Below are 13,256 nucleotides of genomic sequence, written 5' to 3'. Positions count from 1 at the left end.
GACGGGCGCTCCGGACGCGCCGCTCTCACCACGGCGACAGGACGAGTCCCTGCAGCAGGAGCCCGGCGGCGGCCTGGGCGGCGAGCCACCGGCGTCCGGGGACGACGGCGGCGGCCAGGGAGATCCAGATCGCGTAGGGGACCCAGATGCGCTCGACCTCTCCCCTGGTCACCCCGCTGACGTCGAGGGCGAGCACGGCCACCGCCGCCGCCGCGACCGGCACGCCGATCCGGTCACGCGACCACCGTGCGGGACCCGTCATGGAGATGAGACCGCGCGGGAACCACCCCCCGCCGGTCACCGGAGTCGCGCCGGTCACCGGAGTCGTGACGGTGGCCGCCCGGCCCGCCAGGACGGCCAGCCCGGCGGCGGTCGCCGGTCCGGTCAGCAGGGCGAGCACCGCGAGGTTCGCGACGAGGAAGTACAGGTAGGGGCGGGCGGCTCCGGGATCGGCGGCCCACTCCGCGTGGGTGGCCGCCACACCGGCGGGCCACAGGAAACCCCCGGCGGCGAAGGCGGCCGTCACCGCCGCCGCTCCCGCCAGGCAGGCGACCGCGACCACGCGGGTGATCCGTACGGCGACGGCGGCGGCCACCGGGACCAGCAGGTACGGCACGAGCCCGTAACTGAGGTACGGCAGGGCCCCGAGCAGCACGCCCGCCGCCCCGCCGCACAACGCTCCCGTGACGGCCCGCGTCCCGCCGCGCGACGCCCCCGCCGCCCCCGACGTCCTCCGGACCTCATCGGGGGACGTCCCCGCGGTCTCCCGGTTCCCGTCGCGCCACGTCCCCGCGGCCTCGGTCCCCGCGGTCACGGTCTCGCCGCGCCGCGTCCCCGCGGTTCCCCGGGCCCCGCCGTACACCAGCAGCGCCACGCCCCAGGCGCCCACCCCGGCGAAGAAGGCGTCCATGGTCGTGGCGATCCAGACGGCGGCCGGGGTCAGCGCGAGGTACGGCAGGGCACGGCGGGCCGTCTCCTCCCCGGCGAGCCGCCGGACGGCCAGCGCGACGGCCACGGTCGCCGAACAGCCGGTCGCGACGGCCAGCAGCGCCGCCGGGAGCGGGCCCGGCAGTCCTGCCCGGGCCAGCGTCCACAGCACCAGCACGGGCAGCGGCGGGTGCCCCCGCACATGGGTGGGATAGGCGGGCAGCCGCTCGGTGAAGGACGCCAGCCAGCCGAGCGGGTCGTCGCCCACGACGGGCAGCACGGCGAGATACTCCTGCCGGTGGGTGAACGGCCAGGCGAGCCCCTCCCCGGAGGACGCCAGCAGCACCGCCCAGGCGAGGGCCGCGCCGTACGCGACGAGGAGGGCCGCGCCGAAACGCAGCCGCGTGGCGAGGACCGGGAGCACGGCGACCGCGAGGACGGCGAAGGCCAGCGGCGGCAGCAGCGCGGCCGACGGTACGCGGAAGTGCCCGTGCAGCGGCGGCAGGTGGTCGATGCGCAGCACTCCGGCGGCGTGCAGCACGGCCCCCGCCGCGAACGCCGCGACGATGAGAACCGCCCATACGGCGAGAGCTTTACCGACGGAACCGGAACCGGAACCGGAATCAGAACCCGAACCCGGCCCGCCCGCCGAGCCGCTCCCCGGACGGACGCCCGGACCGGGAACCGGCGCACCGGAAGAACCTCCGCCCGGACGGTCTTCGAGGCCGGATCCCGAGACGCCTCCCGAGGCGGTTCCCGGCTGGGACGGGCCACGTCCCGAGGCGGTTCCCGCGCGTGAGGGGTCGCGTTCGCCACGCGCGTTCCCGCGCCGCCCCGGAAAGTCGATGATCATTTTTTCAGCGTAGGCGCGGACCGGTCCTCCGCCCGGGACACGTCATCACACCGTAAGAGTTGGCGGCCTCCGGCGGACCTAACGTCGCAGGCATGAAGATCGATGTGGTGCTCCCCTGCCTGAACGAGGCGGCGGCCCTGCCCTGGGTGCTGGAGCGCATGCCGTACGGCTACCGCCCGATCGTGGTGGACAACGGCTCCACCGACGGGTCGGCGCGGATCGCCGCCGAGCTGGGCGCGCTCGTGGTCACCGAGCCTCGGCGTGGTTTCGGGGCGGCGTGCCACGCCGGGTTGCTGGCCGCCACGGCCAAGGTGGTGTGCTTCATGGACGCCGACGCCTCGCTGGATCCCCGCCAGCTGCCGAGGGTGGCCGGGCCCGTCGTCTCGGGCGACGCCGAACTGGTGCTCGGCAGGCGGGTTCCGGGTCCGGGAGCCGCCTGGCCGCTGCACGCGCGGCTGGGCAACGCCTTCCTGGGGTGGCGGCTGGCCCGCCGTACCGGCGTCCGGCTGCGCGACATCGGCCCGATGCGGGCCTGCCGGCGTGCCGACCTGCTGGGGCTCGGGCTGACCGACCGCCGTTTCGGTTACCCGCTGGAGATGGTCCTGCGGGCGGCGGACCAGGGCTGGCGGATCAGCGAGACGGGGGTGGACTACCTGCCCCGCACCGGGCGGTCCAAGGTGACCGGCACGGTGCGCGGTACGGCGCGTGCGGTCGCCGACATGCGGAAGGTCCTGCGCGGCGACGCGCACGACGCCCGGGACGACGGGCCGGTGAGGGTCGTGGCCCTGGTACGGAAGCAGGGCGCGTCCCCGGCCCCGGCGTCCCCGGTCCCGGGGAAGGACACGCTCCCGGCCGGGAAGCATGGCACGTCCCCGGACCGGGAGGCGACCGGGTCCCCGCCCCGGGAAAGGGTCGCGCCCCCGGCTTCGGAAGAGACCGCGCGGAAGGTGGCGAGCGGGGCGGGGGAAGGGGCGTGAACCCCGGACGGAACGACGCACGGCGGGACCCGGACCCTGGGCGGAACGACGCACGGCAGGACGCGGACCCCGGGCGGAACGGCGTGCGCCGGGACGCGAGTCCTCGGTGGAACGGCGTGCCGGACGATGCGATCCCCAGCGGGGGCGGAGGTCAGATCGTCGTCATCGCCAAGGAACCGCTGCCCGGCCGGGTGAAGACCAGGCTCACCCCGCCGTTCACCCCGGCGGAGGCCGCCGCCCTGGCCTCCGCCGCCCTCGCGGACACCCTGGACGCGGTGGCCCGCGTCCCGGTGCGCCACCGGGTGCTCGCGCTGCGGGGCCGTACCGGGCCGTGGCTGCCGCCGGGGTTCACCGTGCTGCCGCAGCGGGGCGACGGGCTGGACGAACGGCTGGCGGCCGCCTTCGACGACGCCCACCGCGCTCACCCGGAGCCCGTCGTCCTCATCGGCATGGACACCCCGCAGGTCACCCCGTCGCTCCTGATGTCGGCGATGGACGAGCTGGTCAGGTGTGACGCGGTGTTCGGCCCGGCGGCCGACGGCGGGTTCTGGCTGCTCGGCCTGCGCAGGCCCGACCCCGCGCTGCTGCTCGGCGTCCCGATGTCCCTGCCCGTCACCGGAGCCGAGCAGTTGCGGCGGCTGCGGGCGGCGGGGCTTTCGGTGGGTCTGCTGCCCTCGTTGCGGGACGTGGACACCGCGGAGGACGCGGCGGCCGTGGCGGCGGAGGCCCCGTCGTCCCGCTTCGCCGCCGCCCTGGCCGGAATCCGTGTGGGAGTGACCCGATGACCCGCCGCCCCGGCCGTGTTCCGCACGGCAACGACCCGATGACCCGCGGCCCTGGCCCGGTTCCGCACGGGAACGGCCCGGCGATCGGAGGGTCACGGTGATCGGAGGGCTCTACGAACGGTCGCTGGCCGGGGCCGAGGTGGAGGTGGAGTACGCCGACGGCCGTACCGCGCCGCTCGACGCCACCCGCTGGCTCGCCCCCATCGACGGCGACGAGGCGATGCTGTCCCGCTGCCACGGCCCGACCCTGGACGTCGGTTCCGGGCCGGGGCGGCTCACCGTCGCGCTCGCCCGGCGCGGGATCGCGGCCCTGGGCGTCGATGTCACCCCCTACGCCGTCCACCTCACCCGGCGCGCGGGCGGCCGGGCGATCTGCCGGAACGTCTTCGAGCCGCTGCCCGGAGCGGGCCGCTGGGCGACCGCGTTGCTGGCCGACGGCAACATCGGCATCGGCGGCGACCCGGACGCCCTGCTCCGCAGGGTCCGCGAACTGATCAGGCCGGGCGGCGAGGTGATCGCCGAGGTCCGGCCACCCGGTACGGCGGGCCGGGTCGAGCGGGTACGGCTGCGCGGACGCGAGCTCACCGGCACGTGGTTCGCGTGGGCCACCGTCTCCGTGTCCGACCTGGGCTCCCTGGCCGGGCGCACCGGCTTCACCCGCGTGGAGGCGTGGAAGGAGGCGGGACGGTGGTTCGCGAGCCTCCGCTGACACGACGCCCGCCGTTCTCTCCGGGGCTACGCCGGGTCGCCGGTCACCTGGGCGATCAGGACGCACGTGTCGTCGGCCTCGTTGCTGGGCACCATGGCGTCCATGACGGCCGTGAGCCGGTCGCGGGGAACCCGCGGCGTGGCCGGGGGCGGCGTCGCGCCGAGGGCCGGGACCACGGGCGGGAGGAGCGCGGCGACCGCGGACGGAAGCGCCGGCGGGAGCGGTGACGAGGCCGCCGGAGCCGGGCCGATCGCGCCGGCCACCGCGCGGCTCAGCATGTCCAGGCCCTCGTACAGGTCGCCTCCACGCTTCTCGATGAGCCCGTCGGTGAACATCACCAGCAGGTCGTCGGGGTGCAGCCGTACGGAGCCGCAGGTGTAGGCGGCGTCCTCCGAGACTCCGAGCAGGACGCCCGGGTGCAGCAGGCGTTCTACCCGAGTGCCCCGGGCGAGGAGCATCGGGGGGTGGCCGGCGTGGGTCCAGCGCAGGGTCCGGTCGGCCGGGCGGTAGCGGGCCACGAGCGCGGTCGCGAGCACGTCGGGGCGCAGCCTGCACAGCATGCGGTTCAGCACGCCGAGGATCTCCGACGGGTCGTGGCCGGCGAAGGCCAGGCCGGTGATCGCGTGGCGCAGTTTCGCCATGGCCGAAGCCGCGGGCAGCCCGTGACCGGCCACGTCTCCCACGGCGAGCAGCACCTCGCCGTCGTCCAGGGGGATCGCCTGGTACCAGTCGCCGCCCAGGTACGCCTCGGCGACGGCGGGCTGGTAGCCGGCGGCCACCCGCATTCCGGGCAGGACCCGGGGCTCGTCGGAGGCGGGCATGATGAGTTCGTGGAGACTGGCGGTGAGCTGGTTCTCCTTCGCCCGCCAGGCGCCGCCGTCCCCGCCTCCGGACGGCCCGGCGGCGGGTTCTCCCGCCTGGGCGGCTCCGGCGGCTCCGGCGGGCTCAGGAGCCGACGCGGCGTCGGCGACCGGCCGGGCCTTGGAGACCGGCTCGCTTCCGACGGTCGGCCCGGCTCTGGAGACCGGCTCGCTCCCGGCGGCCGTTGCGGCCTCGGAGACCGGATCGGCCGGTCCGGCCCCGGAGACCGGATCGGCCGTCGCGGCCTCGGGAACCGGATCGGCCGTCGCGGCCCTGGAGACCGGATCGGCCGTCGCGGCCGGTCCGGCCCCGGGGGCCGTTTCGATGACGTCCGGCCCGCCGGGGAGCAGCAGGCGGCGTTCGTTGACGGATTTCAGGGTGGCGTCCTTCCATACGGCCAGGCGTCGGCCCGGAGCGATCCGGGCGGCGGCGAGGCCCGCACAGGGATGTCAGACGGTGAAGTACGCGCGGACGGTGGTGCCTTCCGCGCCGGTGTGGATGCGAACGAGGTCGCTGAGCAGGTTGGTCATGAGCAGCCCGCGGGAGCCCTGCTGCCTGGCGGCGGCGGGTCTGCGGCCCGCGAGGAGGTCGGCGATGTGACCGGCGTCGCTGACCTCGATGACCGCCCGGCCGTCCTCGGACCAGAGGCGCAGGGTCCCCGATCCTCCGCCGTGGTCGAGGCTGTTGGAGGCGAGCTCGCTGGCGATCAGTCTGAGGTCCTGGAGGCGCGTCCCGAAGAGCCCCATGCGGGAGGCGTGCTCGACGGCGAAGGCCCGCACCCCGGACAGGCCGGTCTCGTCGAAGGTGAGTTCGGCGGCGTTCCCGGGGGCGGGCAGCGGCCGGTTGTACTCCTGGACGGCGTACTCGGGCGCGTACTCCTCGCTGATGCGCAGCCCGGAGGCGTCCATGATGGCGGGATGGGTCATCCCGGCGTCGCGGATGACCTCGGGATCGAGCCCGTCGAGGTCGTACGGGCACAGGATGGTCGCGTCCCGGCCCGCGAAGGCGAGGTTGATCAGCGCCTCGTGCTGGACGCACGCGGGATACTCCGCGGCGGACCGCCCCGCCCAGATCGGTTCGCCGATGATGCGCACGCGGCGGCCGGGGTGAAGGTCGGCGAAGGCGGTCAGGACGGCGGGGATGATGCGCCCGGGGTTGCGGCCGGCCTCGTTCATGTCGATGAGACGCACCTGGGAGGCCGACTCGCCCAGCTCGTCGCGGATCAGCCGGAGGTTCCGCTTCGGCACGGCCACCGCGACGGGCTCGCCCGCCTCCAGGCCACCGAGCACGAACGGCACGGTCCCCTGGAGATACTGCCCGCTGCCCCGGTAGAACAACGCCGGGTGGACGAACGGGTCCGCCTCGGTCGTCGCGGTGGTGGTGCTCATGGGGTCTCCACTTGGATCGGGGAGGGGTCCGGCCCGATCAGGGTGAGTACGGATCGCAGGCAGTAGGGGGAGTGATGCAGGTACACCTTCTTCCCCGAAGGAAGGCTGCGGGCGGCCTCCGTCAGCAGCCAGACTCCCCGGACGTCGATGAACGTCAGTTCGGAGAGGTCGAGGTGCATGTCGTCGCCGCCGAGGGTCAGGCCGCCCAGGGCGTCCGCCCAGGGTTCCCTGGTCGTCCGGTCGATCTCACCGCTCACCTTCAGGCGGATCGGGGCGGTGAGCACGCTGATCCGCAACCCGTGGAAGAGCTGCTCACGTGCGTCGTGCGGAGGAAGGGCGGCTCCACCGGATGGGGGTTGTCCATGCGGTCTCGCACCCGGCCAGATCGACATGATGACCACCCTGAGGTTGATGATGGGCATCTCCAACGTACCCGCTATCCGGTATGAGGTCGAAGGGCTGGAACGCGGAGTGTCACCGAAATGGATCGATCCCGCTTCGTCCCTCTTCGCCACCGGCGGCCTCTCCAGCATGGGCGAACAAATGATCCTTTTCAGCGGTATCGGGGAGGAGCTGCAGGCCATACCGATGACTACCCAGCCCTCTGCCCGCTATGCGAACGATTTCCCCTGTGCGAAAAGATGGGACGCATGCGAATTCTGATCATCGGCGGAACCCGGTTCGTCGGCCGGCACATCACCGAGGCCGCGATCTCGGCCGGGCACGAGGTCTCCCTTCTGCATCGCGGCAGGACCGGAGCGGACCTCTTCCCCGAGGCCGAGCACCTCGTCGCCGACCGCGACGGTGACCTGTCGCTCCTGCGGGACCGCGGGTGGGACGTCACGATCGACGTCACCGCGTACGCGCCGTCGCAGGTCGAATCCCTCGCGTCGGTCCTGACCACCGGCCAGTACGTCTTCGTCTCGACCTGCGCGGTCTACGCCGCGCCGAAGGCGCCCGGATACGCCGAGGACGCGCCGCTGGCCGAGACCGACGGCCTGACCTCGGAGGAGGTGACCCCCGCGTCGTACGGCCCGCTGAAGGTGCTGTGCGAGCGGGCCGCGATCGAGCTGTTCGGCCCGGCCACGCTGATCGTCCGCCCGACGTACGTCATCGGCCCCCATGACCACACCGGCCGGTTCACCTACTGGGTGAACCGGATCGCCCGCGGCGGCGAGGTCCTGGCCCCGGGCGACCCCTCCGACCCGATCCAGGTGATCGACGGGCGCGACATGGCCGCCTGGATCATCTCGATGGCCGAGCGGGCCGCCGCCGCACGGGCCGCCGCCGGAGCCGCCACCGGGACCGCTCCCAGGACCGCCGCCGGGGAGGAGGGGCAGGCCGCCGGAACGGACCCGCTGGACGGCACGGGCGTCTTCCACGCGGTCAGCCCGGCTCCGCCGTTCACCTTCGGCGACATGCTCCAGGCGATCGCGGACGAGGTCGCCCCGCCCGGTACCACGCTGACCTGGGTAGGGGAGGATTTCCTGCTGGCCGAGGGCGAGAACGGCCGGTCGCTGCCGCTGTGGTCGGGCGGCGGTGACCGGGGCGCGCTCAACACGGCCGACCCGGCCGCCGCCAACGCCGCCGGGCTGGCGCCCCGCCCCCTGGCCCGGTCGGTGCGCGAGATCCGCGAGTCCGAGGCGGGGTACGCCACGGGCAACGAGATCACCCCCGAGCGGGAGGCGGAGCTGCTGGCCAGGTGGCGTTCGCGTTCCTGACCTCTCACTCGCCCAGGTCGCGGGCGGCGTTGTCCAGGCAGTTCGCCAAGGCGTCGAGCTGCTCTCCGGTGACGGTGTCGCCGGAGAGCGACTCCGGCAGGTCCCGGCGGCGCGCGACGACCAGCGGCCGGTGGTCGTCGTCGATCTGCCCGCTCATGAGGACCAGGCACTCGCCGCGGACGAACACCAGGGCCGTGTCGGGGTCCTCGGCCTCCAGCAGCTGCCGGACGCACTCGCGGTCGACGAGCGCCATGAGCCACCTCCCCTCGCCGGTGACCTGGCCGTACCCGGGCTTCTCCCCCGCCTAACGACCGTTCGGGTCAAGCCGCCGCATCCGGCTCACGACCCCCGGCGTTCGCCGTTCGCCGTAAGAGATCACCGATAGGAGTTCGGAAAATGAGTGAGTGAGTCACTCACTCATTCGCTATGGTGGCCGCGTGATCTCCTCCTCACAGCGCGCCGCGCCCCTCCCTCCCGAGGAACGGCGAGCCTCCCTCATCGAGTCCACCCTCTCCCTGATCCTCGACCACGGCCCCGGGGTGAACACCCGGCAGATCGCCCAGGCGGCCGGCGTGGCCGAGGGCACGATCTTCCGGGTCTTCACCACCAAGGACGAGCTCGTCGACGCCGCCGTGGCCAGCGCCTTCGACCCCGCCCCACTGGTGCGCGATCTCGACGCCATCGACCGCTCCTCCCCGCTGGAGGCCCGGCTCGCCGCGGCGATCCGGGTCCTGCAGCGCCGTGCGGCACGCATCTTCCGGCTGGCCGACGCGCTGGGGGCGGCGGGCCCGGCCGCCGCCCACCACCACCGCCAGGCCTGTACCGAGGAGGGCGTCACCGTCCAGCGGGCGCTCGCCGACCTGATCTCTCCCGACCGCGTCCTGCTGCGCCACGAGCCGTACGAGACGGCGCGGCGGCTGCAGCTGCTGACCGTCGCGTGCAGCCATCCCCTGCTCACCGAGGGCGACCCGCTGCCGCCCGAGGAGATAGCCCACCTGCTCCTGCACGGCGTCCTCGTCCCGGAGCACGCCGCCCGCCCGGCGGGAACGGGCGACGCCGGCGAGACCGCGCGCCACGCCGTCGGCGCCGCGCCGAGTGCGGCCCCGGACTACGCCTCCACCGGGGAGGGCCCGTGCTGATCCGGCTGCTCCGCACCCATCTCCGCCCCTACACCGGTTCCCTGGCCGCCGTCGTGGCGCTGCAACTCCTCGGCACCATCGCCTCGCTCTACCTGCCGAGCCTGAACGCCGACATCATCGACCGGGGCGTCGCCACCGGCGACACCGGCTACATCCTCACCACCGGCGGCTGGATGCTGGCCGTCTCCCTCGTGCAGATCGCCTGCTCCATCGCGGCGGTCTACTACGGCTCCCGCTCGGCGATGGGCTTCGGCCGCGACGTCCGCGCGGCCGTCTTCCACCGGGTGGGTTCGTTCTCCGCCCGGGAGGTCTCCCAGTTCGGCGCGCCGTCGTTGATCACCCGCAGCACCAACGACGTGCAGCAGGTCCAGATGCTCGTGGTGATGTCCTGCACGATGCTGGTCGCCGCGCCGATCATGGGCGTCGGCGGCATCGTCATGGCGCTGCGCCAGGACATCGGCCTGTCGTGGCTCATGCTGGTGTGCGTCCCGGCCCTGCTGGTGTCGATCGGGCTGATCATCTCCCGGATGGTCCCCCAGTTCCGCGCCATGCAGGACCGCATCGACACGGTCAACCAGGTGCTGCGCGAGCAGCTCACCGGCATCCGCGTCGTGCGCGCCTTCGTGCGCGAGCGGGAGGAGACCCGGCGGTTCGCCGGGGCCAACGAGGCGCTGACCGCCACCGCGCTGCGCGTCGGGCGGCTGACCGCGCTCATCTTCCCGACCGTGATGCTGATCCTCAACGCCTCCAGCGTCGCCGTGCTGTGGTTCGGCGCCGCGCGGGTGGACACCGGCGAGATGCAGGTCGGCGAGCTGACCGCGTTCCTGATGTACCTGATGCAGATCCTGACCTCGATGATGATGGCCACATTCATCTCGATGATGATCCCGCGCGCCTCGGTCTGCGCCGAGCGCATCGCCGAGGTGCTGGACACCGAGTCCTCGGTCGTCCCGCCCGCCGACCCGGTACGGCAGGTGCGCGGCCACGGCGAGCTGGAGATGCACGACGTCGGGTTCCGCTACCCAGGCGCCGCGTCCCCGGTGCTGTCCGGCATCTCCTTCCGCGTCGAGGCCGGCCGCACCCTCGCCGTCATCGGCAGCACCGGCTCGGGCAAGACGACCCTGCTGTCGCTGGTCCCCCGGCTCTTCGACGCCACCTCCGGCACGGTGTCGGTCGACGGCGTCGACGTGCGCGACCTCGACCCACAGGTCCTCTGGCGGCGTATCGGCCTGGTGCCGCAGAAGCCGTACCTGTTCACCGGCACCATCGCGAGCAACCTCCGGTACGGCAACCCCGACGCCACCGACGAGGAACTGTGGGACGCCCTGGAGGTCGCCCAGGCGCGCGACTTCGTCGAGGCGATGCCCGAGGGACTCGACGCCCCCGTCGCCCAGGGCGGCACGAACGTCTCCGGCGGGCAGCGGCAGCGCCTCGCCATCGCCAGGGCGCTTGTCCGGCAGCCGGAGATCTACCTGTTCGACGACTCGTTCTCGGCCCTCGATCTGGCCACCGACGCCCGGCTGCGCGCGGCCCTGCGTCCGCGCACCGCGGACGCGGCCGTCGTCATCGTCGCCCAGCGCATCTCCACCGTCGCCGACGCCGACCAGATCGTCGTCCTCGACGACGGCGTGATCGCCGGCATCGGCACCCACGAGGAGCTGCTGGCCTCCTGCCCGACATACGTCGAGATCGTCGAGTCCCAGCGAGCCGTGGAGAGCCCTGCATGAGCAACCGGTCCGTGTCCCCCGCCTCCCCGGCCGCGCCGGCCCCGCCGGGAGCCGCTCCCGCCGCCTCGGCGACCCCGGCGGCCCCCGCCGCGGCCGCCTCTCCCGCGGCCGCCCGTCCCCGCCCCCCGATGGGCGGCGGACCCTTCGGGCGGGGCCCGTTCGGCGGGATGCCCGCCGAGAAGTCGATGGACTTCGGGCCGTCCGCGCGGCGGCTGGTCCGGCGTCTGGCCCCCGAGCGACCCCGGATCATCGCGGTGATCCTGCTCGCCGTGGCCAGTGTGGTGTTCTCCGTCATCGGCCCGAAGATCCTCGGCCGCGCCACCGACCTCATCTTCAGCGGCGTCATCGGCGGCCGGCTGCCCGCCGGGACGACCGTCCAGCAGGCCGCCGAGGCGGCCCGCGCGTCCGGTCACGGCGACTTCGCCGCGCTGCTCGCGAAGATGGACGTCGTCCCCGGCCGCGGCATCGACTTCGCCGCGCTCGGCACGGTCCTGGTCTGGGCGCTGGCCCTCTACCTCGCGGCGTCGGCGTTCGCCTGGCTGCAGGGCCACCTCCTCAACGACGTGGTGCAGCGCACCGTGTTCCGGCTGCGGTCCGACGTCGAGGACAAGCTGAACCGGCTTCCCCTGCGGTTCTTCGACGCTCAGCCGCGCGGCGAGCTGCTCAGCCGCGTCACCAACGACATCGACAACGTCTCGCAGACCCTGCAGCAGACGCTGAGCCAGCTGCTGACGTCCCTGCTGACCGTGGTCGGCGTGCTGGCGATGATGTTCGTGATCTCACCGCTGCTCGCGCTGATCGCGCTGGTGACCATCCCGCTGTCGACGGTCGTCACCGGGCAGGTCGCCAAGCGTTCGCAGAAGCTGTTCGTCGCCCAGTGGGCCCACACCGGCTCGCTGAACGCCCACATCGAGGAGGCGTTCACCGGTCACGAGCTGGTGAAGGTCTTCGGGCGGCAGCCGGAGGTCGAGGAGGTCTTCCGGGAGCGCAACGAGGAGCTGTTCAAGGCGAGCTTCGGCGCCCAGTTCATCTCCGGGATCATCATGCCGGCGATGATGTTCATCGGGAACCTCAACTACGTCGCGATCGCCGTCGTCGGCGGCGTGCGGGTGGCCACCGGCTCAATGAGCCTGGGCGACGTGCAGGCGTTCATCCAGTACTCCCGGCAGTTCACCCAGCCACTGACCCAGGTCGCCTCGATGGCCAACCTCCTGCAGTCGGGGGTGGCGTCGGCCGAGCGGGTCTTCGAGCTGCTCGACGCCGACGAGCAGACCCCCGACCCGGCCGAGCCCGCCCTGCCCGGGGTCCGGCGCGGCCGGGTCGAGTTCGAGCACGTGTCCTTCCGCTACGACCCCGACCGGCCCCTCATCGAGGACCTGTCGCTGGTCGCCGAACCCGGGCAGACCGTCGCGATCGTCGGCCCGACCGGCGCGGGCAAGACCACCCTGGTCAACCTCATCATGCGCTTCTACGAGCTGGACGGCGGGCGCATCACCCTCGACGGCGTCGACGTCACCGCGATGCGCCGTGAGGACCTGCGTTCGCGGATCGGCATGGTCCTGCAGGACACGTGGCTGTTCGGCGGCACCATCCGGGACAACATCGCCTACGGCGACCCCTCGGCCACCGAGGAGCGGATCCTCGCCGCCGCGCGGGCCGCGTTCGTCGACCGGTTCGTGCGCACCCTGCCGGACGGCTACGACACCGTCATCGACGAGGAGGGCGGCAACATCAGCGCCGGTGAGAAGCAGCTGATCACCATCGCCCGCGCCTTCCTCTCCGAACCGTCCCTGCTGATCCTCGACGAGGCGACCAGCTCGGTCGACACCCGCACCGAGCTGCTGGTGCAGCAGGCGATGGCCGCGCTGCGCGCCGACCGGACCAGCTTCGTCATCGCCCACCGGCTGTCCACCATCCGCGACGCGGACCTCATCCTGGTGATGGAGGAGGGCCGCATCGTCGAGCACGGCCCGCACGCCGAGCTGCTCGCCGCGCGGGGCGCCTACCACCGGCTGTACTCCGCCCAGTTCACCGGCGCGGCGATCCCGGACGAGGAGGAGGCCGCCGTGAGCTGATGATGAGGCCGTGAACGTCGTCGCCCCGCCGGGACGGATCCCGGCGGGGCGGGGGCGGTGAGCGTGGGGGTGGGAGGGGGGCCACGGCGGGGAA

Annotated in this window: 13 protein-coding genes; 8 read left to right on the top strand and 5 right to left on the bottom strand. The window is 73.5% G+C overall.

Annotated elements, in window-relative coordinates; all coding sequences use genetic code 11:
- Window positions 1–25 precede the first annotated feature (25 nt).
- Window positions 26–1,468 (bottom strand): hypothetical protein, encoded by a 1,443-nt coding sequence (locus AB0D67_RS35455; RefSeq protein ID WP_362945702.1) that lies wholly within the window; start codon window positions 1,466–1,468, stop codon window positions 26–28.
- A 404-nt stretch (window positions 1,469–1,872) separates the two neighbouring features.
- Here AB0D67_RS35455 and AB0D67_RS35450 point away from each other — a divergent pair, with 404 nt between their 5' ends.
- From AB0D67_RS35450 to AB0D67_RS35440, 3 genes are all read left to right on the top strand, one after another.
- The gene (locus tag AB0D67_RS35450) at window positions 1,873–2,757 is read left to right on the top strand and encodes a glycosyltransferase family 2 protein (protein WP_362945699.1); all 885 of its coding nucleotides are present in this window, start codon (window positions 1,873–1,875) and stop codon (window positions 2,755–2,757) included.
- Between the two features lie 116 nt (window positions 2,758–2,873).
- Window positions 2,874–3,542, top strand: a complete 669-nt coding sequence (locus AB0D67_RS35445) for a TIGR04282 family arsenosugar biosynthesis glycosyltransferase (protein ID WP_362945696.1) — start codon at window positions 2,874–2,876, stop codon at window positions 3,540–3,542.
- Window positions 3,543–3,639: 97 nt separating this feature from the next.
- Complete coding sequence (locus AB0D67_RS35440; protein WP_362945693.1) at window positions 3,640–4,251, top strand: class I SAM-dependent methyltransferase; 612 nt, start codon at window positions 3,640–3,642, stop codon at window positions 4,249–4,251.
- Between the two features lie 26 nt (window positions 4,252–4,277).
- Here AB0D67_RS35440 and AB0D67_RS35435 read toward each other — a convergent pair whose 3' ends face one another.
- From AB0D67_RS35435 to AB0D67_RS35425, 3 genes are all read right to left on the bottom strand, one after another.
- Window positions 4,278–5,072 carry a PP2C family protein-serine/threonine phosphatase gene (locus AB0D67_RS35435; protein ID WP_362945690.1) on the bottom strand — a complete coding sequence of 265 codons (795 nt, stop codon included), beginning with the start codon at window positions 5,070–5,072 and terminating at the stop codon, window positions 4,278–4,280.
- 489 nt (window positions 5,073–5,561) lie between these two features.
- Window positions 5,562–6,500, bottom strand: a complete 939-nt coding sequence (locus tag AB0D67_RS35430) for a sensor histidine kinase (protein WP_362945687.1) — start codon at window positions 6,498–6,500, stop codon at window positions 5,562–5,564.
- Complete coding sequence (locus tag AB0D67_RS35425; protein ID WP_362945685.1) at window positions 6,497–6,922, bottom strand: STAS domain-containing protein; 426 nt, start codon at window positions 6,920–6,922, stop codon at window positions 6,497–6,499. The genes AB0D67_RS35430 and AB0D67_RS35425 overlap by 4 nt, the downstream gene beginning before the upstream one ends.
- On the opposite strand from AB0D67_RS35425, the gene AB0D67_RS35420 reads away from it, so the two are divergent.
- The gene (locus AB0D67_RS35420) at window positions 6,912–7,163 is read left to right on the top strand and encodes a hypothetical protein (protein ID WP_362945682.1); all 252 of its coding nucleotides are present in this window, start codon (window positions 6,912–6,914) and stop codon (window positions 7,161–7,163) included. The two genes, AB0D67_RS35425 and AB0D67_RS35420, sit on opposite strands and share 11 nt — an antisense overlap.
- A complete protein-coding gene (locus AB0D67_RS35415) occupies window positions 7,151–8,221 on the top strand; it encodes an NAD-dependent epimerase/dehydratase family protein (protein WP_362945680.1) in 1,071 nt (356 codons plus the stop codon). Before AB0D67_RS35420 ends, AB0D67_RS35415 begins: the two co-directional genes overlap by 13 nt.
- A gap of 4 nt (window positions 8,222–8,225) precedes the next feature.
- On the opposite strand, the gene AB0D67_RS35410 is transcribed toward AB0D67_RS35415, so the two are convergent.
- Window positions 8,226–8,474, bottom strand: a complete 249-nt coding sequence (locus tag AB0D67_RS35410) for a hypothetical protein (RefSeq protein ID WP_362945677.1) — start codon at window positions 8,472–8,474, stop codon at window positions 8,226–8,228.
- Between the two features lie 184 nt (window positions 8,475–8,658).
- Here AB0D67_RS35410 and AB0D67_RS35405 point away from each other — a divergent pair, with 184 nt between their 5' ends.
- Genes AB0D67_RS35405 through AB0D67_RS35395 form a run of 3 tightly spaced genes read left to right on the top strand, consistent with a single transcriptional unit; the run spans window position 8,659 to window position 13,162 of the window.
- Window positions 8,659–9,360 carry a helix-turn-helix domain-containing protein gene (locus tag AB0D67_RS35405; RefSeq protein WP_362945675.1) on the top strand — a complete coding sequence of 234 codons (702 nt, stop codon included), beginning with the start codon at window positions 8,659–8,661 and terminating at the stop codon, window positions 9,358–9,360.
- Window positions 9,354–11,087 (top strand): ABC transporter ATP-binding protein, encoded by a 1,734-nt coding sequence (locus AB0D67_RS35400; protein ID WP_362945672.1) that lies wholly within the window; start codon window positions 9,354–9,356, stop codon window positions 11,085–11,087. The genes AB0D67_RS35405 and AB0D67_RS35400 overlap by 7 nt, the downstream gene beginning before the upstream one ends.
- Entirely contained in the window at window positions 11,084–13,162 is a 2,079-nt protein-coding gene (locus AB0D67_RS35395; RefSeq protein ID WP_362945669.1) for an ABC transporter ATP-binding protein, read from the top strand. The genes AB0D67_RS35400 and AB0D67_RS35395 overlap by 4 nt, the downstream gene beginning before the upstream one ends.
- Window positions 13,163–13,256 lie beyond the last annotated feature (94 nt).

Origin of the sequence: Streptosporangium sp. NPDC048047 (genome assembly GCF_040653115.1) — a bacterium.
Lineage (GTDB): Bacteria > Actinomycetota > Actinomycetes > Streptosporangiales > Streptosporangiaceae > Streptosporangium.
Note: the sequence above shows the minus strand (reverse complement) of the source record. Positions and strands in the feature narration are given on the sequence as shown.

Coding starts and splice junctions, on each gene's coding strand:
- AB0D67_RS35450 (WP_362945699.1), top strand. CDS start 1,873: ATGAAGATCGATGTGGTGCTCCCCTGCCTGAACGAGGCGGCGGCCCTG.
- AB0D67_RS35435 (WP_362945690.1), bottom strand. CDS start 5,072: ATGCCCGCCTCCGACGAGCCCCGGGTCCTGCCCGGAATGCGGGTGGCC.
- AB0D67_RS35430 (WP_362945687.1), bottom strand. CDS start 6,500: ATGAGCACCACCACCGCGACGACCGAGGCGGACCCGTTCGTCCACCCG.
- AB0D67_RS35420 (WP_362945682.1), top strand. CDS start 6,912: ATGATGGGCATCTCCAACGTACCCGCTATCCGGTATGAGGTCGAAGGG.
- AB0D67_RS35425 (WP_362945685.1), bottom strand. CDS start 6,922: ATGCCCATCATCAACCTCAGGGTGGTCATCATGTCGATCTGGCCGGGT.
- AB0D67_RS35415 (WP_362945680.1), top strand. CDS start 7,151: ATGCGAATTCTGATCATCGGCGGAACCCGGTTCGTCGGCCGGCACATC.
- AB0D67_RS35410 (WP_362945677.1), bottom strand. CDS start 8,474: ATGGCGCTCGTCGACCGCGAGTGCGTCCGGCAGCTGCTGGAGGCCGAG.
- AB0D67_RS35395 (WP_362945669.1), top strand. CDS start 11,084: ATGAGCAACCGGTCCGTGTCCCCCGCCTCCCCGGCCGCGCCGGCCCCG.